Raw genomic sequence first — 24,514 nt, forward strand, 5'->3', positions numbered from 1 at the left:
CCTCATCGGTTCGTTGTCTGGCGCAGCAGCATGGTGCCACCGCGCTGAGTAAATTCAAGTTTGTTCAGGGCGCTCATGCCGAGCAGCACCTGATCACCCTGCAAACCTGGCGCCACCAGTGCGCGGACGTCCCGCAGCACGATGTCGCCCAGTTGCAGGCGGTCAATTTTTGTACGATAGCCCTGGCTCAGGCCATTGGCCGTGCTCAGGGTCACACCAAAACCCTCTTGCAGCTTCAAACGCTTGGCCAGATCCGCCGGGATCGCCACATCGGTTGCGCCGGTGTCGAGCAGGAATTCCACCGGCTCGCCGTTGATCTGGCCGCTGGCGACAAAATGCCCCTGGGCGTTACCGGCCAGCTTCACTTCGATAAAACCTTCGCCCTGCTGCGAACTTACCACCACGTTCGGATTCTGCTGGCGTTGCTCCCACTGGCCGAAAAACCGCGTGGCCAGAAAAAGCGCAGCGCACCAGGCCAGGATCATCAGCACTCGCCCGGCGCGCTTGCCTGGCGGTTGCTGGCTCATGGCTTGGCGCTCCAGCCACCGTCAGGCGCGGCGAACCGCCAGACGACCGGCCGAACCTCACCGTCGGCACGCGGACCAAAATTATTGTCGACGCCGATCCACGCCCCCTCAGCATCAACGATCAGTGCCTCTTCCAGCCCGTAGCTCTGTGAGTATTGGCGGTTGGCCTGCAACAGTTCGGCCGCATACGACCAGCAACGCTCGACCTTGGCGGTCTGCGCATCGCGCCGACAAACCTGGAAAGCGTTGCGTTCAAGGGTAAACAGTTTGCCGTTGAACAACGAAATATCGGAAAAGTCCCGATCGACCGCTTTGGCCTTGGGAAACTGCGGCGGCTGCATCTCCTTGCCACTCTCGCTGAGCAGCACGCAACGGCCGTCGCAATCCCACACCGTCTGCTGGCGCTTGATCTTCAGCAAGCCACGGCTTTGCCGTTCGGCGGCCAGCCACATCTGATCGCCTGCTGGGTTGATCGCCAGGCCTTCGAATATCGCATTGAAATGCAGGAGCATGCCGCTGGCCCGCGCTTCGCGAACCATCATCGGCGAGATCTTCAGCCAGTTGGCCGGGCCGTTGACTGGCACCTGCAACACTGCTGCATGGCCTTCGCTGACGATGTAGCGATTGCCGGCGCTGTCGCAGGTGATGCCTTCGAAATCCAGATCGCCGCCCCGGATAAACGATGCCGCCCAGTTTCGCGAACTCAGACCCCATGGCAAACCGCTGTCGGGCACCTTTGGCACATCGATTCGCACCGTTTCGGCCTGCCAGACCTGATCCGCCGTATTGAGCCGATAGATCTGATCGTCATCGCGGTCAGACACCGTCCACAGCTCATTGCCGCACATCGCTAGCCCGGAGAGATTGCCGCCGCGCAGGCCTTCGACCGGATGTTCGGAGAGCAAGCGCAGCTCCTGCGCAGGCTCGGCCGACGCGGTCATCGCACTCAGCAGCAACGCACCCGCCAAGGCCCAGCCAAACCGCATCAGGCCAGCACCTCGGCGAGGTTGCCTTTGGATTCGAGCCAAGCCTTGCGATCACCGGCGCGTTTCTTCGCCAACAGCATGTCCATCATTTCCGAGGTCTGGGCGAAATCTTCGCCCAGCGTCAGTTGCACCAGACGCCGGGTGTTGGGGTCCATGGTGGTTTCACGCAGCTGCGGCGGGTTCATTTCACCCAGACCTTTGAATCGGGTGACCTGTGGTTTGCCGCGTTTCTTCTCGGCCACCAGACGGTCAAGAATCCCATCACGTTCGGCTTCGTCGAGGGCGTAGTAGATCTCTTTGCCGAGGTCGATACGGTACAGCGGCGGCATCGCGACGTAGACGTGACCGGCATCCACCAACGGGCGGAAATGCTGGACGAACAACGCGCAGAGCAAGGTTGCGATGTGCAGGCCGTCAGAGTCGGCGTCGGCGAGGATGCAGATCTTGCCGTAGCGCAACTGGCTCATGTCCGCCGCGCCCGGATCGACACCGATGGCCACGGCGATGTTGTGCACTTCCTGGCTGGCGAGCACTTCGCTGCCGTCGACTTCCCAAGTATTGAGGATCTTGCCGCGCAACGGCAGGATCGCCTGAAACTCTTTGTCCCGGGCTTGTTTGGCGGAACCGCCAGCGGAATCACCTTCGACCAGGAACAGCTCGGAGCGCATCGGGTCCTGCCCGGCGCAGTCAGCCAGTTTGCCCGGCAGTGCCGGCCCTTGGGTGACGCGTTTGCGCTCGACCTTTTTGCTGGCCTTGAGACGACGGCCGGCGTTGTTGATCGCCAGCTCCGCCAGCGCCAGACCGGTTTCCGGGTTGGCGTTAAGCCACAGGCTGAAAGCATCCTTGACCACACCGGAAACGAACGCCGCCGCTTCCCGAGACGAAAGACGCTCTTTGGTCTGGCCGGAGAATTGCGGCTCCTGCATCTTCATCGACAGGACGAAGGCGATGCGTTCCCAGACGTCTTCCGGCGCCAGTTTCACACCGCGCGGCAGCAGGCTGCGGAATTCGCAGAACTCGCGCATCGCATCAAGCAAGCCCTGACGCAAACCATTGACGTGGGTACCGCCCTGCGCCGTCGGGATCAGGTTGACGTAGCTTTCCTGCACCGCGTCGCCACCTTCCGGCAACCACAGCAGGGCCCAGTCGACCGCTTCTTTATTACCGGCGAAAGCGCCGCAGAACGGTTCGTCCGGCAGGCGTTCAAATTCGCTGACCGCGTCGACCAGATAGGAGCGCAAGCCGTCTTCGTAATGCCACTCGACTTTCTCGCCGGTGCCTTTGTCTTCAAAACTGACCAGCAGCCCCGGGCACAGAACGGCCTTGGCCTTGAGGACGTGCTTGAGGCGGCTGATGGAAAATTTCGGTGAATCGAAGTATTTCGGGTCCGGCGCGAAGTACACGCTGGTGCCAGTGTTGCGCTTGCCGACGGTACCGACGATTTCCAGTTCCGAGGCCTTGAAGCCGTCGTTGAAGGTCATCTGGTATTCGTTGCCGTCACGCTTGACGCGAACCCGGACTTCGGTCGACAAGGCGTTGACCACGGAAATACCCACCCCGTGCAGACCGCCGGAGAACTGATAGTTCTTGTTGGAAAACTTGCCGCCCGCATGGAGCTTGGTGAGGATCAGCTCGACACCTGAAACACCCTCTTCCGGGTGGATGTCGACCGGCATGCCACGGCCGTCGTCGCTGACTTCCAGCGAGTGGTCGGCGTGCAGGATGACCTGTACTGATTTGGCGTGGCCGGCCAGGGCTTCGTCGACACTGTTGTCGATGACTTCCTGGGCGAGGTGGTTCGGCCGACTGGTGTCGGTGTACATGCCGGGGCGTTTGCGCACCGGGTCGAGGCCCGAGAGGACTTCGATGGCGTCGGCGTTATAAGAGCTAGCGCTGGGAGTGGCCATAGGGTCTCGTCGTCAGTCATTCATGAAAGAGGGGCAAGACTTCACAGTGCGGTGAAATCGATTGCCTGATACACATCGGCGCCAATGCCGGCAAAACTCAACAAGGCTGGCAATTGCCCGGCAAAACCCTGGAAACCATGGTCGCCGCCGGCCTGAATGCGCAAGGCACAGGCTCGGTAATAGTGCTGGGCGAGGCGATAATCCAGTGTTTCGTCGCCGGTCTGCAACCACACCTGATACCGCTGCGCATCGTGGGGCGCCGGCACTTCCAGCTCGGCCAGGGCCGTCACATGGTCATGGGTCAATTCCCAGTTTTCATCGGTATACAGGTTTTTCTGCGTTCCCAGATAGCCGTCGAACATCCGATGCGGACTGACGGCCGGGTTGACCAGCAACGCTTTCAGGCCATGGCGCTCGGCCAGGTGAGTCGCATAGTAGCCGCCGAGTGAGCTTCCCACCAGCAGCGGCCGGCCCAGCTCGGCAATCGCTTGCTCCAACTGACCGATGGCTTGGCGCGGATGGTGATGCAGGGCCGGAACCCGCAGTTGCCCGCTCAAACCCAGCCGCTCCATCACCGCGACCAGCTCACAGGCCTTTTTCGAGGCCGGCGCGCTGTTGAAACCGTGGATATAGAGGATCGAACCGGACATTTGAGCTCCCTGAGTGTCGGCGAAAGATAGCGGAGTTTACAGGGAGTCGGGGGGATCGTGGGTGTTTGTAAGGATGCCTTCGCGAGCAAGCCCACTCCCACACAAGGAAAGCATTGCACTGTGAGAGCGGGCTTGCTCGCGAAGGCGTCGGTGCGGCCTCAGTAACCGTTTGAACCGTAATCGACAGTGAAGGCGAAATCAGTGACCCGCTCGACGCCAGTCTCCAGCCGCCCGTCTGGCAACAACCGCAACCAGCGATACCCCGGCGCCTGATCCCCGACCTTGAAGTCTTTACTGCCCGGCTCGAACTGAATGCAGGTCGACGGCGAGGCCAGCAACCTTACGCCATTGCGCTCGCGATCAATCTCCTGATGCACATGCCCCCACAACACGGCGCGGGCCTGTGGAAAACGATCCAGCACCTCGAAAAAAGCCTCGCGATTACGCAAACCGATCGGCTCCATCCACAGGCAGCCAATCGGCACCGGATGATGATGGAAGCAAACCAGGTGATGGCGCTCCGGCGCTTCGCTCAACGAGCGGGCCAGCAGTTGCAATTGATCGTCCTGCAAATACCCCGGCACCGACCCCGGCACGGCGGAATCGAGCAAGGTCACGCGCCAGTTGCCGACATCGACCACCGACTCCAGCAGCGCACTCTGCACTGCCGCTTGCGCCATGATCTGCGGTTCGTCGTGATTGCCGGGAATCCAGCGCGCAGGGGCATTGATCTGCGCACTCATCTGGCGAAACTGCTGATACGACGCCAGTGTGCCGTCCTGCGAGATATCCCCGGTGGCCAGCACCAGATCGATCTGCGGTTGCTGCGCCAGCACCAACTCAATGACTTTTTGCAGGCTCTGACGCGTGTTCATGCCCAGCAGCGCACCGTCCGCTTCGGCGAACAGATGGCTGTCGGACAACTGCACCAGCAACGCCGGATCGGCGGTGGTCAACGTGGATACGCTCGGCAAGGCGTTCTCCCAAGGCAAAAGCACGGAATCGGTCAAGTGCCGCAATTATGCTGGGGGATCACTGAAAGAGGAAACCTGTGAACCGGACGCAGTTCACAACTAGCGTACGACTTCGTACTCATGCCCCAAGGCCAGGCAGTGACTCAACCACTCCCCCAGAAACAGATTGAGTTGAGCCTTTTCGTCTGGCTGATGCATCGCGGCGTTCGGGTAAGGATAGATGCCGCGAAAGCGTCGTGCATGTTCAGCGCTGATGACCTCGGCCATGCGCGCGTCGTGATAGACCTGCACTTCCAGTTGCGGCACTGGCAGCCACGGCAGGCTGTGTTCCTGGCGCACCTGCAACGTGGTGGTGTAAGGACAGGTTTGCAGCACTTCAAGGGCCAGCACTCCGAGCATCTGCTCGCCCTGAGTCACGGCGATGCGTCGCGCCTCTGGGTCGTTACGCATGTCCGGCACCAGCCGCATCAGGCGCGCGTAGTTGGCCTCGCAGGCGGCTTGCAGCCCCACGAGGTCGACTCGATAACGATCGCGCAGCTTGTTTACAACCATAACCCCCTCACTTCGGCGCGGTTCAGCGCCAGCCATTGCAGAGCGATAATGCTCGCCGCATTGGCAATACGTCCGTCGCGCACAGCCTGCAAGGCATCTTCAAACGCCCAGACCGTGACGCGGATATCTTCAGCCTCTTCCTCCAGCCCATGCAGGCCGCCGACACCTGCGGTTTCGCAACGCCCCAGATACAAATGCACGAACTCGTTGCTGCCGCCCGGCGACGGGAAATACTTGGTCATCGGCCACAGGGCCTTGATGTCCAGCCCAGCTTCCTCCTGCGCCTCACGGTGAGCAACTTCTTCCGGTTGCTCGTCCTTGTCGATCAGACCAGCGACCAGCTCAACCAACCAAGGGTTGCTGGCCTTGCCCATGGCGCCGACGCGAAATTGCTCGATCAGCACCACTTCGTCGCGCTGCGGATCGTAAGGCAGCATGCAGACCGCATCGTGCCGCACGAACACTTCACGATTGATCTCGCGGCTCATGCCACCCGCGAACAATTCATGGCGCAGATGCAAACAGTCGAGCTTGTAAAAGCCCTCGTAGCATTTTTCGCGCCGCACGATATCGACGGCGGTCGGAATGGCGTTGGCAAAGTCAGTCATGGGCATCCTCTTTTCTGCAAATCCATTACGAGGTTCCTTTTTGTGACATGCAACCTCGACTTCGCGCCATCCTAACGCGCCCGCACCGTTTGATGCAGCCCCTTTACCGTCAGCGGGATGGACGGTGGAGGCGAAACCCACTCTAATTAGCTTAGTGGCGAACTGACTGCTTCGGTGAGAGTCGAAGCGGATATCTTTTTGCCTTCCCCTGTTTCAGAAAGGACGCCCATGTCGCTTTTCAAAATTGCCTCCGTGGCCGCCATCGCCCTGACCTTGGGCGCGTGCGCGAGCCTGTTCCAGCCCAACTACCGCACGCCCCTGGAAACCACCCGCGATGCGTCGGAACAGCTCAAGCCTGGGTGTTCCAACCCCGACTGCCCGCTGGTGAATATCGATACCGTACATTTCGCGGCAGAGCCTGCCCTGGACGGCATCATCGAAAAACGCCTGCTGCAAATGACCCGCACCGAACAGAACGCATCGGTGGCGCCGACCCTGGCGGCTTACCGCGAGCAGTTCTTGAATACTGCCGGTCCACGCAACAGCAGCTATCTGCAGGCGAAAGTACGCGAGCAGCATGACGGCTTGGTGATCATCGAATTGTCGAGCTACCTCGACACCGGCGGCGCCCATGGCACACCGGGTCGCGGCTTCATCAACTATTCGCGCCAGCAGCACAAAGTGCTGAACCTGTCGGACATGCTGATGCCGGGTCAGGAAGACGCGTTCTGGAAGGCTGCGCAGGTTGCGCACAACAGTTGGCTGATCAGCACCAAGCTCGATCAGGAAGCGGAATTCGTTTCTAGCTGGCCGTTCAAGAAAACCCCGAACGTGGCGCTGACCTACGGCGCGGTGATCCTCAAGTACGACGTGAGCACCCTCGCGCCTTACGCGCTGGGTCACGTCGAACTGAAGATCCCTTATCCGCGCCTGAACGGCATTCTCAAGCCTGAGCTGTTCCCCGGCCGTAACTGAAAGCCCGAACGAGCACGAGTTGCAGCAACCCTGCCAGCACCAGCGCTGGCAGAGTTGCGCCGACATCCGGATACAGATTCGCCAACAAGTGATAGGTGCTCACGCCACCGAGCCAGGCCAACAGCGCCGGCCAGCGCAATGCGGCTGACGCGACCTGAGTGCTGCGCTTGCGCAAGATGAAGTGATCCACCAGCACCACGCCGAACAGCGGCGCAAACACCGAGCCGATCAGCAGCAGGAAATTCTGGTATTGCGCCAATGGCGCCAGCAGTGCGATCAGCGTGCAGATCGCGCCGATGGCCAAGGCCAGATGCTCGACTTTCAAGCGCAACAGAATCCCGCTGGACACCGCGGCCGAGTGAATGTCGGCGAACGCGTTTTCCGACTCGTCCAGCAAAATCAGCAACAGCGGAATCCCCAGACCGGCGCCAGCCAAGGCCAGCAACAGCGCGTTGACTTCACCACTCGGCGCAAACGCCAATGTGTAAGCGACGCCCAGGCTCATCAGCCAGAAATTGCCGATGAAGAAACCGATGGCGGTGCCGCCGAAGACGCTCTTCGCCCGTTTACCGAAACGCGAGTAGTCGGCAATCAGCGGCAACCACGACAGCGGCATCGCGATGGCAATGTCCAAGCCCACGGCGAACGGCATCGAACCATCGCCGGCACGCGCCCAGAGAGCAGCCAGATCAGCCTTGGCGAACAGGTTCCAGGTCAGCCAGAGGCACGCGGCCAACAGCAGCCAAATGCCCCATTTACGCAGGATCTTGCGCACGAACGTCAGCGGCCCGCTGACGGCGAGCAATGTCGCCAGAGCGCCGAAAACCAGCGTCCACAACACCGGGTTCGAAACCAGCGAACCTTCGCTGAACGCACGGGTGCCAAGCAGGCTGGCGGCGTCGCGCATGACGATGATTTCGAACGAGCCCCAACCGATCAGTTGCAGCAAATTGAGCAGCGCCGGCAGGCTGGCGCCTTTGCTGCCCAGGCTAAGTTTCAGCGCGGCCATCGACGACAGGCCAGTGTCGCTGCCGATCACGCCGACAGCGGCGAGCAACAGCACACCGACCAGCGTGCCGAGGAAAATGGCCAGTAGCGAACCGGACAGGCCCAGACCCGGCGCGAGCAATGCGCCGGTCTGCAAAACCATCAGGCCGATGCCTAAGGAAAACCACAGGGAAAACAGATCACGACCGCCGAACACACGCTTGTCGGCGGGCACGGCGAGGTCGGGGGAGTAAGTGCTGGGTTGAATGCTCAAGGGGGTTATCTCAGAGGGACATTTGTTGTTGTGTTGACCGCATTCGCGAGCAGGCTCGCTCCCACAGGAGAATGCATTCCAATGTGGGAGCGAGCCTGCTCGCGAAGGGGCCCTTGCAGGCCCCACCTTCTCAGGTCAGATCAAACCTTCTTGTACAGCTGACTGCCTTCCTTTTTGAACCGCTCGGCCTGTTCCGCCAGGCCTCGGGCGACGTCCACGTCGACCGCTTCGATACGCTGGTTGGCCGCGTACTCACGGACTTCCTGAGTGATCTTCATCGAGCAGAATTTCGGCCCGCACATCGAGCAGAAGTGCGCGACCTTCGCCGAGTCCTTCGGCAGCGTTTCATCGTGATACGAACGGGCGGTGTCCGGGTCCAGACCGAGGTTGAACTGGTCTTCCCAACGGAATTCGAAACGCGCCTTGCTCAGAGCGTTGTCGCGGATCTGCGCGCCCGGGTGCCCCTTGGCAAGGTCGGCGGCATGCGCGGCGATCTTGTAGGTGATGATCCCGGTCTTCACGTCATCCTTGTTCGGCAAGCCCAAGTGCTCTTTCGGCGTCACGTAGCACAGCATCGCGCAACCGAACCAGCCGATCATCGCCGCACCGATGCCCGAGGTGATGTGGTCGTAGCCCGGCGCGATGTCGGTGGTCAGCGGGCCGAGGGTGTAGAACGGTGCCTCGTCGCAGCACTCGAGCTGCTTGTCCATGTTCTCTTTGATCAACTGCATCGGCACGTGGCCAGGGCCTTCGATCATGGTTTGCACGTCGTGCTTCCAGGCGATTTTGGTCAATTCGCCGAGGGTTTCCAGCTCACCGAACTGCGCTGCGTCGTTGGCGTCGGCAATCGAGCCCGGACGCAGGCCATCGCCGAGCGAGAAGCTGACGTCGTAGGCCTTCATGATTTCGCAGATTTCTTCGAAATGCGTGTAGGCGAAGTTTTCCTTGTGATGCGCCAGGCACCACTTGGCCATGATCGAACCGCCACGGGAGACGATGCCGGTGACGCGCTTGGCGGTCAGTGGCACATAACGCAGCAGGACACCGGCGTGAATGGTGAAGTAGTCGACCCCCTGCTCGGCCTGCTCGATCAGTGTGTCGCGAAACAGCTCCCAGGTCAGGTCTTCGGCCGCGCCGCCCACTTTTTCCAAGGCCTGATAGATCGGCACGGTACCAATCGGCACGGGCGAATTACGGATGATCCACTCGCGGGTTTCGTGAATATGTTTGCCGGTGGACAAGTCCATGATGTTGTCCGCGCCCCAGCGAATACCCCAAGTCAGTTTCGCCACTTCTTCTTCGATGGACGAACCCAGGGCGCTGTTGCCGATGTTGCCGTTGATCTTCACCAGGAAGTTACGGCCGATGATCATCGGTTCCAGTTCGGTGTGGTTGATGTTGGCCGGAATGATCGCGCGGCCGCGGGCGATCTCTTCACGGACAAACTCGGGCGTGATGATTTTCGGCACACTGGCGCCAAAGCTATGGCCGGCGTGTTGCTGATCGAGCAAACCGGCCGCACGCGCGACTTCGAGTTTCATGTTTTCGCGGATGGCGACGAATTCCATCTCGGGCGTGATGATGCCTTTGCGCGCGTAGTGCATCTGGGTGACATTGCCGCCGGCCTTGGCGCGACGCGGGTTGTTGACGTGGGCGAAACGCAGCTTGGTCAACTCAGGATCAGCGAGGCGCTCGCGACCGAAGTTCGAACTCAGACTGGCCAGACGCTCGGTGTCGCCACGGTCGTCGATCCAGGCCGAACGCACATCGCCCAAACCTTTACGCACGTCGATCACCACGTTCGGGTCGGTGTACGGACCCGAAGTATCGTAAACGGTGACCGGCGCATTGATCTCGCCGCCGAAGTCGGTCGGGGTCACATCGAGGGTGATTTCGCGCATGGGCACGAGGATGTCCGGGCGTGAGCCCTGAACGTAGACTTTTTGCGAACGGGTGAACGGTTTGACCGATTGCTCGTCGACCTTGGCCGAGTCACTCAGGTTGATCGCGTTTTTTGATTTTGTCGTCATCACGGGCTCTCCAGACAGCATCCAGGCAGTGGATTGTCGGAGCAGAACCTGAAAGGCACGGACGCACCAGGACCGGTGCTGTGCATCGTCGTCGAGCGTTCGATTGTCGAACAATATCCCGGACGAAGCACAAGAGGACTCGCCGGGTGACGAGAAATCTTGTTCCCTACGCAGGCGCTAACCTGATCAGGTTCAACGGGATCCGAAATTATTCGATCTCAGCCTCATAGCAAGGCACCCCGACAAGAACCCGGCCAGTCTAGACACAAGCGGCAAAGAACGCCAACACCGCGGCAAACACCATGATGAATGGCGCAATTGCCGGTGCTTGCAGGATTGTTGCAGCCCCAATGCCCAACTACACTCGCTACGCCATGCTGCGCCTTGACGCTGCATGGGCCGCGCCTTACCTTTGGCGCCCGGATTATTTCCATAATATTTGCTAGGGATCGCCTCATGCTGCGCAAACTTTCACTGGCTCTTGCCGTGTCTTGTGCGTCCAACGCAATGGCCTGGGCAGCAGAAGCGCCCTTGTCGACCAAAACCGATCTGGTCAGCGTCTATCAGGAAGCGGTCGACAACAATGCCGACCTCGCCGCCGCTCGCGCCCAGTACGGTGCACAGAAAGAAGTCGTACCGCAGGCCCGCGCCGGGCTGCTGCCGAACCTGTCCGGTGGGGCAGAAGTCGCCAACGTGCGCACCTCGATCGACCAGCCTTCGGCCACCGCCAGCCGCAGTGCCCATTCCTATCAGGCGACCCTGGCCCAGCCATTGTTCCGCGCTGATCGCTGGTTCCAGTACCAGGCCGCCAAAGACGTCAACGAACAGGCGGCGCTGCAACTGTCTGCCACTGAGCAAAACCTGATCCTTCAATCGGCCGAAAGCTACTTCAACGTGCTGCGCAGCCAGGACAACCTGGCCTCGACCAAAGCGGAAGAAGCGGCGTTCAAGCGCCAACTCGACCAGTCCAACGAGCGCTTCGATGTTGGCCTGTCGGACAAGACGGACGTGCTGCAATCGCAGGCCAGCTACGACACCGCACGGGCCAACCGGATCGTCGCCCAGCGTCAGGTCGATGATGCATTCGAAGCGCTGATCACCCTGACCAACCGTCAGTACAACTCGATTCAGGGCATCGTCCACACGCTGCCGATCCTGCCGCCAGCGCCAAACGACGCCAAGGCCTGGGTCGACACGGCAGCGAAACAGAACCTTAATCTGCTGGCCAGCAACTACGCCGTCAGCTCCGCCGAACAGACCCTGAAGCAACGCAAGGCCGGTCACTTGCCGACCCTCGACGCCGTGGCCAAATACGAAAAAGGTGACAACGACGCCCTCGGGTTCTCCAATCCGAACGCCTTCGGCACGCAGTACCGTGGCAACGTCGAACAGAGCACGCTGGGGCTGCAACTGAACATCCCGATCTACAGCGGCGGGCTGACCAGCTCGCAAGTGCGCCAGTCTTACGAGCAACTGAATCAGAGCGAACAGCAGCGCGAATCCCTGCGCCGGCAAGTCGTCGAGAACACTCGCAACCTGCACCGTGCGGTGAACACCGATGTCGAGCAGGTACAGGCGCGCCGCCAGTCGATCATCTCCAACCAGAGCGCGGTGGAAGCCACGGAAATCGGCTATCAGGTGGGTACACGCAATATCGTCGATGTGCTCGATGCCCAGCGTCAGCTGTACACCTCGGTGCGCAACTACAACAACACCCGCTACGACTACATCCTCGACAACCTGCGCTTGAAGCAGGCAGCAGGCACGTTGAACCCGGGTGACTTGCAGGATCTGACGCGCTATCTGAAAGCCGACTACAACCCGGACAAGGACTTCTTGCCGCCGGATCTGGCCAAGGCTGCTGAGGCGCAGCTCAAGGCGCGGCCTTAAAAAACAAAAGATCACAGCCTGCGACGTGAGCTGTCGCAGGCGGCGATCTTTTTTTGTGTAGGGTTACTTGATCAAGCGCCCCAACCCATCCAACAAACGCTGCAACGCCCCCTGATTGCGGCGCATCACATTCAGCCCCGCCTCAGCCATGCGCTGCGCATCGCGCGGCAGTTCGAACAAGCGCCGCACTTCCACTGCCAGCCCTTCGGCATCATCCACCTCAACCAACGCGCCGGCTTCACGCATCTGCGCGGCGATGTCGAGGAAGTTGAACAGGTGCGGGCCGCTGATTACAGGTTTCGCCAATGCGGCCGGTTCCAGCAGGTTGTGCCCACCGTTCGGCACCAGGCTGCCGCCGACAAATGCGCTGTCGGCCAAGGCATAGAGAAACAGCAACTCGCCCATGGTGTCGCCGAGCAGCACCGATGTTTCAGCCGCGACGTTAGCGTCGGTGGAGCGGCGCACCGTGGCGAAGCCTTCGCGCTGGCACAGTTCAAGCACCGAGTTGAAACGCTCCGGATGACGCGGCACCAGAATCAACAGTGCATTCGGATAGCTGGCCAGTAACTGACGATGGGCGTTGAGCACCACTTCGTCTTCGCCTTCGTGAGTGCTGGCGGCGATCCACACCGGACGTTCCAGCGCTTGCCACTGGCCGCGCAATTCGGCAGCGCGCTGCAGCAGTTGCGGGTCGATGGTCAGGTCGAACTTGATCGACCCCGTCACTTCGACCGTTTCAGGACGCGCGCCCAGATCACGGAAGCGCTGGGCTTCCGCTTCGGTCTGCACGGCAAAAAAACTCATCTCGGCGAGCATTGGCGCGGTCAGCTTGCTGAAGCGGCCATAACCCCGGGCCGAACGTTCAGACAATCGCCCATTGGCCAACGCCACTGGAATGCCGCGTTTGGCGCACTGATGAATGTGGTTGGGCCAGAGCTCGGTTTCCATGATCACCGCCAGCTTCGGCTGCGCACGCTCCAGAAAACGCGCTGCGGCACACGGCAAGTCATACGGCAGGTAGCAATGCTGGATGCGCGGTTCGTTGGCGAACAGGGCCTGAATTCGCTCCGAGCCGGTCGGCGTCATGCAGGTCACGGTCATCGGCAACTGTGGATAACGTTGCAGCAAGGCGCGAATCATCGGCGCCGCCGCAATGCTTTCGCCCACCGACACCGCATGCACCCAGATGCCACCGGGTTGCAACGCCGGCATGCCATAGGAGAAACGTTCGCCAATCCGTTTGGCATACGCCGGTGCTTTTCGCGCCCGCAGCCATAGCCGAATCGCCACCAATGGCAGCCCCAGGTAAAACAGCGCGGTGTAGAGAGTTCTATTCATGGCGGCGGAGTTTATCGGCTTTTGTCGTCGATGGCCCGCAAGTGCACGGCAAAACGCTCTGCCAGCCAGCGCGCGGCCGGGCCAAGCGGCTCGTCGCGGCGCCAGACCAACTCGACCACCAGCGCCGGCGGCGTCCATTCGCTGTCGAGCTCGACCATCAAGCCCTGATAGGCCGAATACTGCACGACATGCCGTGGCAACCACGCCCAGCCCAGGTCGCGCACCAGCCACTCGGCCATTACATAGAAGCTGTCGGCGCGCCACACCTGCGGGCTGGCCGGATCGTTGCCGGGGTAAACACTGTTTTGCGTCGACATCAACAGTTGCCGATGTTGCGCCATTTGCTGGCAGGTGACGTAGGACTGCGCCGCCAAGGGATGATTGATTCCGCAGACGGTGACCATCTCCACGCGCCCCAGTACCCGACGTTCCAGTGCCTCGGGGATTTCATCGTGATAGAACAGCAACCCGAGATCGGCGCGGTGCTCCACCAGTTTGCGCGCCACTTCGCCTTGGGCGGCGCTGGTCAGTTGCACTTCCAGGCTGGGGAAATGCTCGGCCAACGCGCCGAAACTCTCCACCAGCGCCTGGTACGGCATCGCCTCATCCTGAGCCACGCGTAATTGCGCCTCCTGGCCGCGCATCATCGCCATGGCCCGACCATTAAGGCGCTCGCATTGCCGCAACACTTCCCGCGCCTCTTCAAGCAGCGCCTCACCCGCTTCGGTGAGGCTGGGTTGACGCCCGCTGCTACGCTGGAACAGGCTGACCCCCAAGTCGTCCTCCAGCATCGCAATCGCGCTGCTGATGGCTGACTGCGCCTTGCGTTGCCGCCGCGCTACGGCGGAGAACGAGCGCTGCTCAGCGACGTCGACAAACACCCGCAACTGATCGAGATTCCACTGCATGCTGATCCACCAACCTATCTCTAGAACAGATAGGTAATGACTTTACCCCATCTGAGGAGTCACTAGAATGCCGCCTCAGCAAGCAACATTTTCCATGAGGATTTGAACCATGAACGCCTACGTCTACCTGGCCATCGCCATTTGCGCCGAAGTGATAGCCACCGTTTCGATGAAGGCGGTCAAAGGCATCAGCACACCCCTGCCACTGATTCTGGTGATTGTTGGCTACAGCATCGCTTTCTGGATGCTGACGCTGGTGGTGCGAACGGTGCCGGTGGGTGTCGCTTACGCCGTTTGGGCCGGAATGGGGATCGTCATGGTCAGTGTCGCGGCGCTGTTCGTTTACGGGCAGAAGCTGGATCTGCCGGCGATGCTGGGGATGGCGTTGATTGTCCTGGGTGTCGTCGTCATCCAGCTCTTCTCGAAAACCGCCGGCCATTAACGCCAACCTCAATCCCTGTGGGAGCGAGCAGGCTCGCTCCCACATTGGTTTTGCGTCAGCCCTGTTGATCATCGACAAATCCCGCTCTTTCCCGAGTCTGTATACTGCGCCCTCGTCTTGAACACTGAGGTCGCTGCATGCCATCCGTTATTTCCACCGACGTTCTGATTGTCGGCGCAGGTGTCGCCGGCCTCTGGCTGAATGCACGCCTGCGTCGTCAGGGTTTTTCGACCGTGCTGGTGGAAAGCGCCAGCCTCGGTGGCGGGCAGAGTCTGAAATCCCAAGGCATCATCCACGGCGGCGCCAAGTACGCGCTGCACGGTGCGCTGACCGGCGCCTCGGAAGCCATCGCCGATATGCCACGGCGCTGGCGTGAAGCGCTGGCGGGTAACGGCGAGCTGGATCTGTCTGGCGTGCGCTTGCTGTCCGAAGCTCACTACCTATGGTCGCCCGGCACCCTCGCCGGCAACCTCACCAGTTTCTTCGCCAGCAAAGCCGTGCGCGGCCGTGTCGATCAGGTCAAAGGCGAACAACTGCCTCCTGCCCTGCAAGACAAGCGTTTCAAGGGCAAGGTCTATCGTCTCGCCGAACTGGTGGTGGATGTGCCGGGCCTGATCCAGCGTCTGGCCGATCTGGCCGGCGATGGCCTATTGGCCGGACGCACCATCGAGCCTCTGCTCGAAGCGGGCGTGCTGGTCGGCCTGAACGTCGACGGTCGCGAAATCCGCGCCCAGCGCATCGTCCTCAGTGCCGGCGCCGGTACCGCTGAACTGCTCACAGCTCTGGGCCTAAGCCAACCGGCCATGCAACGCCGTCCGCTGCACATGATCATCGCCAAAGGTCCGGGTCTGAAACCGCTGTACGCCCACTGCCTGGGCGGTGGCACCAAACCGCGCATCACCGTGACAACCCATCCGGCCGCAGACGGTCAGTGGGTCTGGTACATGGGCGGCGACATCGCCGAAAGCGAAGGCGTGGCTCGAGAACCTGCCGAGCAGATCGCCACGGCGCAAAAAGAAATCGCTCAGTTGTTGCCGTGGATCGACCTCAGCACCACGCAATGGGCGACCTTGCGCGTCGACCGTGCCGAACCGCTGCAAACCGGCCTGACGCGCCCGGACAACGCCTTCCTCGCCGAAGAGGGGCGCCTGTTGGTCGGCTGGCCCACCAAACTGGCGCTCGCACCGGACTTCGCTGATCGCGTGATCGCTTCGCTGCAACGCGACGGTATCCAGCCGCAAGCCGCCGAGCCATTACCGCCGCTGCCGAAACCACTCATGGGCGTTCCGGCCTGGGAGCAACTGCTGCCATGACGATTGCAACCCTGCACGACTTGCTCCGCCCATTGGGCAGCACGGGCCTGATGGTTTCGCCGTTGGGCCTGGGCACCGTCAAACTCGGCCGTGATCAAGGCGTGAAATACCCCAACGGCTTCCAGATTCCCGACGACGACGACGCGCGCAGGCTGCTCAAACTTTCTCGGGACATGGGCATCAATCTGATCGACACCGCCCCGGCCTATGGGCGCAGCGAAGAACGCCTCGGCCCACTGTTGCGTGGTCAGCGTCAGGACTGGGTGATCGTCAGCAAGGTTGGTGAAGAGTTCGCCAACGGCGAGTCCCGCCACGACTTCAGCGCAGCGCACACCCGGATGTCGGTGGAGCGCAGCCTGCAACGTCTGGAAACCGATTTCATCGATCTGGTGCTGGTGCATTCCGATGGCAACGACATCGCCATCCTTGACCACGAAGAGGTTTACGCCACGCTCGCGGCGCTCAAGGCTGAAGGCAAGATCCGCGGCTTCGGTTTCTCCGGCAAAACCGTCGAAGGCGGGTTGAAAGCACTGGAGCAAGGCGACTGCGCGATGGTCACCTACAATCTGAACGAACAAAACGAGAAGGCTGTCATTGACTATGCTGCTGCTCACGGCAAGGCCATCCTGGTGAAAAAAGCCTTGGCCAGCGGTCACGTTTGCCTGAGCCCGGGCGTGGATCCGGTGCAGGCCAGCTTCGAGTTGCTGTTTGCCCAGCCTGGCGTAGCCAGTGCTATTGTCGGGACGATCAATCCGCTGCACCTCGCCCATAACGTTGCGACCGTTGCCCAAGTCCTTCGTGGTCATTGACGCCGCTTCGCGGCCTTAAGCAGGAGCCGATATGGCGCGCACGCTCATCAGAAAGAACCCGAGCAACTTCAAGACGCTGCCACTGTTCGTCGAAGCAACGCCCGAAGGCCTGACGTATCAGAGCGTCGGTATGCCGCTGAATTTCACCCAGACCTTGCAGCGGCGCAAACCGGTCAGCGTGGCCGACACCGAGCGCTTCTCACTGGAACTGGCGAACCTCGGGGTGTCGGTGCGACTGACCCTGCATTGGCAGGGTCGCGACTATTGGGTATTGGTGCGTCAGCGGCGCCAGGATCGCGGCGACGTGGTGCTCAAGTTGATTTCCGGTTACGTGCCGGCCCACGAACTGAACATCCCGCTGCACACCGCCATTCAAGAGATCGCCGAAGAGTGTCTGCTGGAAACCCCGGAAGGCTGGCTCGGCGGGCGCTTCAACGATACGTGGCTGCCGGCGCCCTACTCAGCCGCGCTGCATTATCGCGAGGCCCTGCCGTTTCGCCTGACGCCGCTGTCCGGCTCGGCGCGGCCTATTCGTTGCGCCAATCTGCAATTGCTGGAACGTCCGCGGGCGTATGTGCATTTGCCAACCGCGTCGCTGCAATTGATCTATGACCTGCGGCTGGAGGTGCCCAAGGAAGCCAAATCCCTGAGCCTGTTCCACGTCGATGAGCGTTTGGAGGGTGATCAACTGGTGGCGCGGCTCGACCGCAAACGCCCGGATCTGTACTTGATGCCGCTCAAGGACGGCGCGCCAGTGGCCGAGTTGTACACCCTCAAGCGCGACAAACTCATGCCGGCCAGCACCCGCGGACTCTACCTGGCCGAGAGCTTTGCGAGCCAGGAAGGGTGGGTCGTGCGCGAAGAGCGGATTCGCTGGAAAGACTGGCTCGTGCAGCAGGGACTGCAACCGGCAGAGCCCCCTCGCCCAGGACTCAAGCAATTGAGTCTCAAGGCTCTGCGTCTGGTGGGTATCGGCAAGAAACGCGCGAGCAAATAGCCAACTAGCGACGACGATCCATCCATGTGCGCAGTGTTGCGAAGAAATGGAAGTAACGATTTTCGCGCTTGCCCATGCCGCGCTTGGCCGAAAACGATTCTTCGGCAAAGGCGCCGGTGATCCGAACTCGGGAGGCCTGGGTCGGTAGCGTACAAATCTTGGTGCCCGCCTGCTGCAATGCATATTTGAGCAGGCGCTCGGAGTGCAGCTTTCTTCCCGTCGCGCGGCAGAAGTCGAAGATGCGCTCGATCCGTTTGCCATACGCGACGTAGGTATCGCGCCCACAAATGGCAAATCGATCATTCAGCCCGCCCCACCACTGCCAGTCAGGAATGTAGGCATTGTGCCGCCTGGCTTCCTGGTGATTGAACACATAGGCGGGAAGCGGGTTGTGGAAAAAATTGTCTGGTCGCACGAAGACAACGAAATCCGGACTGAAGGATTCGATCATCGTAGTGACAGTGTGCAGTGAGTTGAGCTGAAAGATCAGGTTGCGCAGCGATGCATAGTCATCAGCCCAGGTATCGCCCTGTGCTTTGACCTGCTCGAAATCCCAACGCTCCAACACGTCTTCAGTGGAAGTCAGCGCTCCCGTCATCGTCTCGAACGGCTGATAGTTGTCAGCCGCCAGTTCGCCTTTCTCGCCAGATCGCGTGTTCTGCACTTCATCGATTTTGTACAGGTGATAAAAGCACTTTACGTCGCTGCCAACAGGCAACTGCGCCAGTACGTTCTGCTCGATGGAAGGAAAGCAAATTTGCGAGTTTCTCGGGATCCCGAAAAAAGCCACGGCAATTTTCAACACTCAACAGCACCTTTTATTTTTGGCGAAGCAGCTTTTGCCACCAGCGACGTGGCTGCAGAGGGACCACGAAGACGTCCGACGCCCGTAGCCAGTCCCGCTCATAATCCCAGGCATGGCCACCCCACAATTTTCCGGCCTCGTTGGAAAAACCCAGGGCCATGAGCTGATAGGTATAACCGGTATGGCCGCGCAACCAATCGAACAGCACCAGCGTGTTGAAACCCGTGGAGGGCCCCACGTAACGCTTGCCTCCCGGACGATCGACCGGATAGTGCCATAGCGGCGGCAAGGGGATGCGATCCCAGTACATGGCTACCCGCGGCAACGGACACATCGGCGCGGCGCAGCCCACCAGCAAGGTGAAACAGCGCTCACTTGCCTGCTCGAACAGCCGCTGCACATCCGGCCCGTAGGGAAGGCCGAAAAAATACGCATCCGGTGCGTTGTACCCGTGCACGAAGACATTCACGCTCCGCGAGTCGAGCAGCGGAGCCTTGATGCAGGTATTGAAGCTGACCACGACATCGTCGACGCCAAGGTTAAGCGCCTGAAAATCCGCCACAGTAATAGCCGGATTGTTGGCGATCAGTACGACACGAGCGGCACGGCCCAAGCACTCGCGCAAAGGCTCAGGCAAGGCGTCCAGAACAGACTGGTCACCGCCGGGTAGCGCGTCCAGCGCCATGTGTTCGTCCATCATTCAGAACGGCACCTTCATCCCGTAACGTAACTTCACCCAGAACCGCGTGAGCGCCGAAGGCGATTGCCATGGGCGCATCTCGCGCTGGATTTCAGCAGCCAACGTCTGACCCACACGGGCAAAGGAATAGCGACTTTGTGCGAACACCTGTCCATTGCTGGCGATACGTTGCGCCAACTCCGGGTCGTCCTGCAGCAGTTTGATCTTTTCCAGTGCTTGCGCTTCGCTGCGATAAAACACCGTGTTGTGCATATCTTCGAAGCCGAGCAACTGGTCTTCTTCGCCCTGACTCCAGGCCAGCAATACGCAACCGCAGGCCATGGCTTCAAAGTTCTTGATCATGAATTCGTTCATGCCGATGTCGGCGCTGACAAAAATCTTGATGCGATTGAGCGTTTCCAGATACTCCGAGCCCGATTCGGTCCGGGTCACCAGCATGCCGGTACGCTGCGCCAACGACTCGAGCAGCGCTTTGCGCTGGGCATACTCGGTACTTTTCAGGCTACCGAGAAAGCCGATGGGAATGTCCCGCTCGACACCGGTGTTGTGCAGCATCTGTTCGTCGTAACCCTTTGAAACGAACGCTGTATCAATGCCTTCAGCCAGCATTTTGCGGGCAACCACGGCACCGGACACCAACGCCCGACAACTCGGAAGACGACGATAGAGACGCGAATACACGCCACGGTATTTACTGGCAGGCATGTAGTTCTGGTACGCGTCGTGTTCGAGAAAGATCAACCCGGGAATGCACTTGAGCACCCGCAATTGCCTGGTCAGGCGCTTGACCCGGGAGAAGATCACCACACGATCGAAGGTTTGATAATCAACCGAGGCCAGAAACGGCCCCAGGTTCATCTGTTGCTGCTTGCTCAAACGATAGATGAAACACTCATCACAATTCTGCTGAACGATGTCGTAGAGCCGGTCGAGAATGACCCGCTGCTCGTCCATCACCAGGAGCATGACTTTCATAAGTTAATTGACCACGCGACGTAAGCGGGCAAGCGCAGCGAACTCAACTTTGCCAACATCATCGGAAACGGCTCGATCCCCAAGGCAAAATCCGTTCACACGCAGTACACAACGGCAAAAATTCATCTGATCAGCGACTGCGGATTTTTTCGACAATCGCCGTTGTCGAGCTGTTTTCCACGAGCCCCAGCACTTTCACGGTGCCGCCATATGCCGTCACGATGTCCGCGCCGACCACTTGGTCGATCCCGTAATCGCCCCCCTTGACCAGCACATCCGGTTTGACTTCGCGTAGCAGGTTTTCCGGCGTGCCTTCAGGGAAGCTGATCACCCAGTCCACCGCCCCAAGACCAGCCAGCACGGCCATGCGCCGATCGACACTGTTGATCGGGCGACCCGGCCCCTTCAGGCGACTGACCGAAGCATCGTCGTTGACTGCGACGATCAGTCGATCGCCTTGGGCCCGCGCCTGTTCCAGATAGGTCACGTGACCGGCATGCAGAATGTCGAAGCAGCCATTGGTGAACACGATCTTTTCGTTATGCGCCCGTGCATCGGCCACTGCGAGCAGCAACTGCTCAAGACCTAACACGCCGCGTTCGGACCCCTCTTCACGCTGAATCGCGCGCCGCAATTCCGGGGCGCTGATGGCCGCCGTACCAAGTTTGCCAACGACAATGCCCGCTGCCAGGTTGGCCAAAGCCACCGCGTGGGGCAGATCTTCGCCGGCGGCGATGGCTGCCGCGAGGGTGGAAATCACAGTATCACCGGCACCGGTCACATCGAATACCTCACGGGCCCGGGCAGGCAGGTGCAGCGCTGGCTGATCAGGGCGTAGCAACGTCATGCCGTGCTCGCCCCGTGTTACCAGCAAGGCGCCGAGTTCCAGGTCGTGCATCAGCGTCGCACCCTTGCTGACGAGTTCGTGCTCATCGACACAACCGCCGACGATGGCTTCGAATTCACTGAGGTTCGGGGTAATCAGACTGGCGCCACGATAGATCGAGAAGTCCTTGCCTTTCGGGTCGGCCAGCACCGGGATGTTTTTGGCGCGTGCCGCCTGGATCAGGGCCTGATGGTTTCTCAATGCACCTTTGCCGTAGTCGGACAACACCAGCACTTTGATGCCTTCAAGCAAGTCATCGACCTGCGAGCCAAGGGCAAGTGCGTCAGTGGCGAACGGTTCTTCGAAGTCGATACGCAGCAGTTGCTGGTGCCGGCTCATCACCCGCAGCTTGACGATGGTTGGCTGGTGCGCAATGCGCTGGAACAAGGCACGTACGCCCGCGCCCTTGAGACTGTTGCTCAGGCTGTCGGCGGCTTCGTCGTCACCGGTCACACCGACCAGGGACGCCGGCGCACCCAGCGCGGCAATGTTCAAGGCAACGTTGGCGGCACCGCCCGGACGATCTTCGATTTGCTCGACTTTAACGACCGGCACCGGAGCCTCAGGGGAAATCCGTGAGGTTCCGCCATGCCAGTAACGGTCGAGCATGACATCACCGACCACCAAGACTGGGGCTTGATCGAATCGCGGCATGGACAACTTCATGGAGCAACCCACATACAAAATGAACAGGGGCGCGATATTAACACAGGGTTGGCGCAGGCTTGTGTGCGGGCTGCAACAGGATGAAACAGCTATTGCCTTTGCTTGTTTTTTGAGCAAATGGGCGGCGAATTGCCGGCCTGCCTCGGACAACTCGAGATTTTCGGTATCGATCCGACACTCGACAGCAGCGGTACAGACAGTGCTTCACCCATAAGCGAGCAGTTCGTAATCACGCTGATAAGCCCGCCGAACCCAGCGCTTGGTCCACAGGAGCAGAATTCTCGGGCCGACGAGGAAAACCTGAACGCCACGGCAAACTGCGCCTGGAATTGATCTTCGTACCCGTACGACGGGCGCCAGCTTTTGAACACCGCGACGCCTACGCGCCTGCAAGCGCATTTGGGCACATCAATGAACGAACAGGAACGCTGAGTCAGGCGATGTCTTCGGCCGGGGCGTCGAGCCCCATCGCGTTCAGACGCGCGTAATAACCGTTTTGCGCCAATAGTTCATCGTGAGTACCGCGCTCGACGATCCGCCCCTGATCCATGACCAGAATCAGATCGGCTTTTTCGATGGTCGATAAACGGTGAGCAATCACTAACGTGGTGCGGCCCTTCATGACCTGATCCAGCGCCGCTTGAATGTGCCGCTCGGATTCCGTGTCGAGAGCCGAGGTGGCCTCATCGAGAATCAGCAATGGTGCGTTCTTGAGCAATGCACGGGCAATCGCCAGGCGCTGGCGCTGGCCACCGGAAAGCAATACCCCGTTCTCGCCGACTTGGGTGTCCAGGCCTTCAGGCAGTTGCGAAATGAAGTCCATCGCGTATGCGTCATGCGCAGCCTTCTCGATGTCTTCACGCGGTGCGCCAACCAGATCGCCATAAGCGATGTTGTTGGCCACGGTGTCGCTGAACAAGGTCACGTGCTGGGTCACTTGGGCGATATGACGGCGCAGGTTAAGCAGTTTGTACTGCTCGACTTCCACACCGTCGATAAGGATTTCGCCCTTGTCGTGGTGATAGAAACGCGGAATCAGATTGGCCAGCGTTGACTTGCCGCTGCCCGAACGGCCGACAAGCGCCACCATCTGCCCGGGCTCGACCGAAAAGCTGATGTCATCGAGCACCTGACGTTCAGTATCCGGGTAGGTGAAGCTCAGGTTACGCACATCAAGACGACCGGTCACCGAATCGCGCTCGACCGTACCAGTGTCGGTTTCAGGCTTGACGTCCAGTTGCTCGAAAATGCTTTCGGCACCGGCCACGCCTTTCTGAATTGTTGAACTGACTTCCGACAACTGACGGATGGGCTTGGGCAACAGGCCGGCCAGAGTGATATAGGCGACCATGTCACCGGCCGACGCGTCACCGCGCAGGAACAGCACCAGGAACATCAACACAGCCATGGCGCTGTAGATCACCAGTTGCAGCAACGGCGTATAGATCGCACCGGTGCGGGTCATGCGCAGTTGCTTGTCGGTGTTGCCCTGGCTGGCATTGAAGAAGCGCTTCTGTTCGTAGACCTCGCCGCCGAAGCTGCGCACGACACGATAGCCCTGGATGGTTTCCGAGGCCACGTGGGTAACGTCGCCCATGGCCAGTTGGATCTTCTTGCTCTGCTTGCGGAATTTTTTGCTCGCGGTGCGCACCATCAGAGCGATGAGCGGCAGGATCGCGACCATGACCAACGTCAGCTTCCAGTTCATGAACATCAAGGAGACAAACAGGAAGATCACTGTCATGCCTTCACGGATTACGACCTTGATCGCATCTGTCGCCGCCCCTGTGACCATGGTCACGTTGAAGGTAATGCGCGAAATCAGATGACCGGAGTTATGCTTGTCGAAATAGCGGTTGGGCAGGACCAGCAGGTTATTGAACAGCTGCACCCGCAAGTCATGCACCAGGCCGAGGGATACCTTGGCCAGAAAATAGTTACCCAGATAAGAACCCAGACCCTGCCACGCAGCAATCAGGATGATCAGCAGCGGCACAGCCTGCAGCAGTTGCAGGTCACGCAGGTAGGGCACGGAGGGGAACAGCACCGCTTCCGGGTTCGACAGGCCGTCAACAAAATACTTGAGGATGTAGCCAAGCATCGGCTGCGTCGAAGCGAAAATCAAAAAACCGACAATGCTGATCAGGAACAAACTGATGTACGGCCTGACGTAGCCGAGCAGGCGGAAGTAGATTTTCAAGCTCGAAGGGCTTGCGGCGAGACTGGAGTCGGTCATATCACGCGAAAGTCGATAAAAAGGACGCAGACTTTAGCACAGCTTCTCAAGGGTTCTGGCAATCGGTGAAAGGCTGTTA

22 protein-coding genes and 1 riboswitch are annotated in these 24,514 nt (G+C 60.1%); of the genes, 6 read left to right on the forward strand and 16 right to left on the reverse strand.

Translation table 11 applies throughout. From position 1 onward, the window contains the following. Nucleotides 1–2 precede the first annotated feature (2 nt). From K5E40_RS13620 to K5E40_RS13650, 7 genes are all read right to left on the reverse strand, one after another. Nucleotides 3–527 carry a TIGR02281 family clan AA aspartic protease gene (locus tag K5E40_RS13620; protein ID WP_221731215.1) on the reverse strand — a complete coding sequence of 175 codons (525 nt, stop codon included), beginning with the start codon at nucleotides 525–527 and terminating at the stop codon, nucleotides 3–5. After that, nucleotides 524–1,513 carry an esterase-like activity of phytase family protein gene (locus K5E40_RS13625; RefSeq protein ID WP_221731216.1) on the reverse strand — a complete coding sequence of 330 codons (990 nt, stop codon included), beginning with the start codon at nucleotides 1,511–1,513 and terminating at the stop codon, nucleotides 524–526. Before K5E40_RS13625 ends, K5E40_RS13620 begins: the two co-directional genes overlap by 4 nt. Beyond that, nucleotides 1,513–3,420 (reverse strand): DNA topoisomerase IV subunit B, encoded by a 1,908-nt coding sequence (gene parE / locus K5E40_RS13630; protein WP_221731217.1) that lies wholly within the window; start codon nucleotides 3,418–3,420, stop codon nucleotides 1,513–1,515. The genes K5E40_RS13625 and parE overlap by 1 nt, the downstream gene beginning before the upstream one ends. A gap of 41 nt (nucleotides 3,421–3,461) precedes the next feature. Further along, nucleotides 3,462–4,070, reverse strand: a complete 609-nt coding sequence (locus K5E40_RS13635; protein WP_221731218.1) for a YqiA/YcfP family alpha/beta fold hydrolase — start codon at nucleotides 4,068–4,070, stop codon at nucleotides 3,462–3,464. Nucleotides 4,071–4,228: 158 nt separating this feature from the next. Continuing rightward, complete coding sequence (cpdA, locus tag K5E40_RS13640; RefSeq protein ID WP_221731219.1) at nucleotides 4,229–5,044, reverse strand: 3',5'-cyclic-AMP phosphodiesterase; 816 nt, start codon at nucleotides 5,042–5,044, stop codon at nucleotides 4,229–4,231. A 99-nt stretch (nucleotides 5,045–5,143) separates the two neighbouring features. Next, nucleotides 5,144–5,596: a DUF1249 domain-containing protein gene (locus K5E40_RS13645; RefSeq protein WP_221731220.1), complete on the reverse strand. Its 453-nt coding sequence runs from the start codon at nucleotides 5,594–5,596 to the stop codon at nucleotides 5,144–5,146. Next, nucleotides 5,587–6,204, reverse strand: a complete 618-nt coding sequence (locus K5E40_RS13650) for an NUDIX domain-containing protein (RefSeq protein WP_221731221.1) — start codon at nucleotides 6,202–6,204, stop codon at nucleotides 5,587–5,589. Before K5E40_RS13650 ends, K5E40_RS13645 begins: the two co-directional genes overlap by 10 nt. A gap of 228 nt (nucleotides 6,205–6,432) precedes the next feature. On the opposite strand from K5E40_RS13650, the gene K5E40_RS13655 reads away from it, so the two are divergent. After that, complete coding sequence (locus tag K5E40_RS13655) at nucleotides 6,433–7,179, forward strand: RsiV family protein (RefSeq protein ID WP_221731222.1); 747 nt, start codon at nucleotides 6,433–6,435, stop codon at nucleotides 7,177–7,179. Here K5E40_RS13655 and cytX read toward each other — a convergent pair. Continuing rightward, nucleotides 7,148–8,440 carry a putative hydroxymethylpyrimidine transporter CytX gene (gene cytX, locus K5E40_RS13660; protein WP_221731223.1) on the reverse strand — a complete coding sequence of 431 codons (1,293 nt, stop codon included), beginning with the start codon at nucleotides 8,438–8,440 and terminating at the stop codon, nucleotides 7,148–7,150. The two genes, K5E40_RS13655 and cytX, sit on opposite strands and share 32 nt — an antisense overlap. A gap of 140 nt (nucleotides 8,441–8,580) precedes the next feature. Next, entirely contained in the window at nucleotides 8,581–10,470 is a 1,890-nt protein-coding gene (gene thiC / locus K5E40_RS13665) for a phosphomethylpyrimidine synthase ThiC (protein WP_221731224.1), read from the reverse strand. A 146-nt stretch (nucleotides 10,471–10,616) separates the two neighbouring features. After that, a riboswitch (TPP riboswitch) is annotated at nucleotides 10,617–10,722 on the reverse strand. A 204-nt stretch (nucleotides 10,723–10,926) separates the two neighbouring features. Between thiC and K5E40_RS13670 the strand changes: the two genes are divergently transcribed. Next, nucleotides 10,927–12,360 (forward strand): TolC family outer membrane protein, encoded by a 1,434-nt coding sequence (locus tag K5E40_RS13670; RefSeq protein WP_221731225.1) that lies wholly within the window; start codon nucleotides 10,927–10,929, stop codon nucleotides 12,358–12,360. A gap of 63 nt (nucleotides 12,361–12,423) precedes the next feature. On the opposite strand, the gene waaA is transcribed toward K5E40_RS13670, so the two are convergent. Continuing rightward, a complete protein-coding gene (gene waaA, locus K5E40_RS13675; protein ID WP_221731226.1) occupies nucleotides 12,424–13,698 on the reverse strand; it encodes a lipid IV(A) 3-deoxy-D-manno-octulosonic acid transferase in 1,275 nt (424 codons plus the stop codon). A gap of 11 nt (nucleotides 13,699–13,709) precedes the next feature. Next, the gene (locus K5E40_RS13680) at nucleotides 13,710–14,606 is read right to left on the reverse strand and encodes a LysR family transcriptional regulator (RefSeq protein WP_221731227.1); all 897 of its coding nucleotides are present in this window, start codon (nucleotides 14,604–14,606) and stop codon (nucleotides 13,710–13,712) included. A 109-nt stretch (nucleotides 14,607–14,715) separates the two neighbouring features. Here K5E40_RS13680 and K5E40_RS13685 point away from each other — a divergent pair, with 109 nt between their 5' ends. The 4 genes from K5E40_RS13685 to K5E40_RS13700 all read left to right on the forward strand — a co-directional run bounded on the left by K5E40_RS13685 (nucleotide 14,716) and on the right by K5E40_RS13700 (nucleotide 18,167). After that, nucleotides 14,716–15,048, forward strand: coding sequence for a multidrug efflux SMR transporter (locus K5E40_RS13685; RefSeq protein WP_221731228.1), 333 nt, complete (start codon nucleotides 14,716–14,718; stop codon nucleotides 15,046–15,048). 137 nt (nucleotides 15,049–15,185) lie between these two features. Further along, a complete protein-coding gene (locus K5E40_RS13690; protein WP_221731229.1) occupies nucleotides 15,186–16,361 on the forward strand; it encodes an FAD-binding oxidoreductase in 1,176 nt (391 codons plus the stop codon). Then, nucleotides 16,358–17,170, forward strand: a complete 813-nt coding sequence (locus tag K5E40_RS13695) for an aldo/keto reductase (RefSeq protein ID WP_221731230.1) — start codon at nucleotides 16,358–16,360, stop codon at nucleotides 17,168–17,170. The genes K5E40_RS13690 and K5E40_RS13695 overlap by 4 nt, the downstream gene beginning before the upstream one ends. 31 nt (nucleotides 17,171–17,201) lie before the next feature. After that, complete coding sequence (locus K5E40_RS13700; RefSeq protein ID WP_221731231.1) at nucleotides 17,202–18,167, forward strand: metal ABC transporter ATPase; 966 nt, start codon at nucleotides 17,202–17,204, stop codon at nucleotides 18,165–18,167. A 4-nt stretch (nucleotides 18,168–18,171) separates the two neighbouring features. Here the strand turns inward: K5E40_RS13700 and K5E40_RS13705 are convergent, their stop codons facing one another. The 5 genes from K5E40_RS13705 to msbA form a co-directional block, all read right to left on the reverse strand. After that, nucleotides 18,172–18,972, reverse strand: a complete 801-nt coding sequence (locus tag K5E40_RS13705; protein WP_221731232.1) for a hypothetical protein — start codon at nucleotides 18,970–18,972, stop codon at nucleotides 18,172–18,174. A 13-nt stretch (nucleotides 18,973–18,985) separates the two neighbouring features. Further along, nucleotides 18,986–19,672, reverse strand: coding sequence for a hypothetical protein (locus K5E40_RS13710; RefSeq protein ID WP_221731233.1), 687 nt, complete (start codon nucleotides 19,670–19,672; stop codon nucleotides 18,986–18,988). After that, complete coding sequence (locus K5E40_RS13715; protein WP_221731234.1) at nucleotides 19,673–20,647, reverse strand: glycosyltransferase; 975 nt, start codon at nucleotides 20,645–20,647, stop codon at nucleotides 19,673–19,675. Between the two features lie 130 nt (nucleotides 20,648–20,777). Next, complete coding sequence (gene hldE, locus K5E40_RS13720; protein ID WP_221731235.1) at nucleotides 20,778–22,199, reverse strand: bifunctional D-glycero-beta-D-manno-heptose-7-phosphate kinase/D-glycero-beta-D-manno-heptose 1-phosphate adenylyltransferase HldE; 1,422 nt, start codon at nucleotides 22,197–22,199, stop codon at nucleotides 20,778–20,780. A 433-nt stretch (nucleotides 22,200–22,632) separates the two neighbouring features. Further along, on the reverse strand, nucleotides 22,633–24,435 hold the full coding sequence (gene msbA, locus K5E40_RS13725; protein ID WP_221731236.1) for a lipid A export permease/ATP-binding protein MsbA: 1,803 nt from the start codon (nucleotides 24,433–24,435) through the stop codon (nucleotides 22,633–22,635). Nucleotides 24,436–24,514 lie beyond the last annotated feature (79 nt).

It is taken from the genome of Pseudomonas baetica (assembly GCF_019733355.1).
Classification (GTDB): Bacteria; Pseudomonadota; Gammaproteobacteria; order Pseudomonadales; family Pseudomonadaceae; genus Aquipseudomonas; species Aquipseudomonas baetica_A.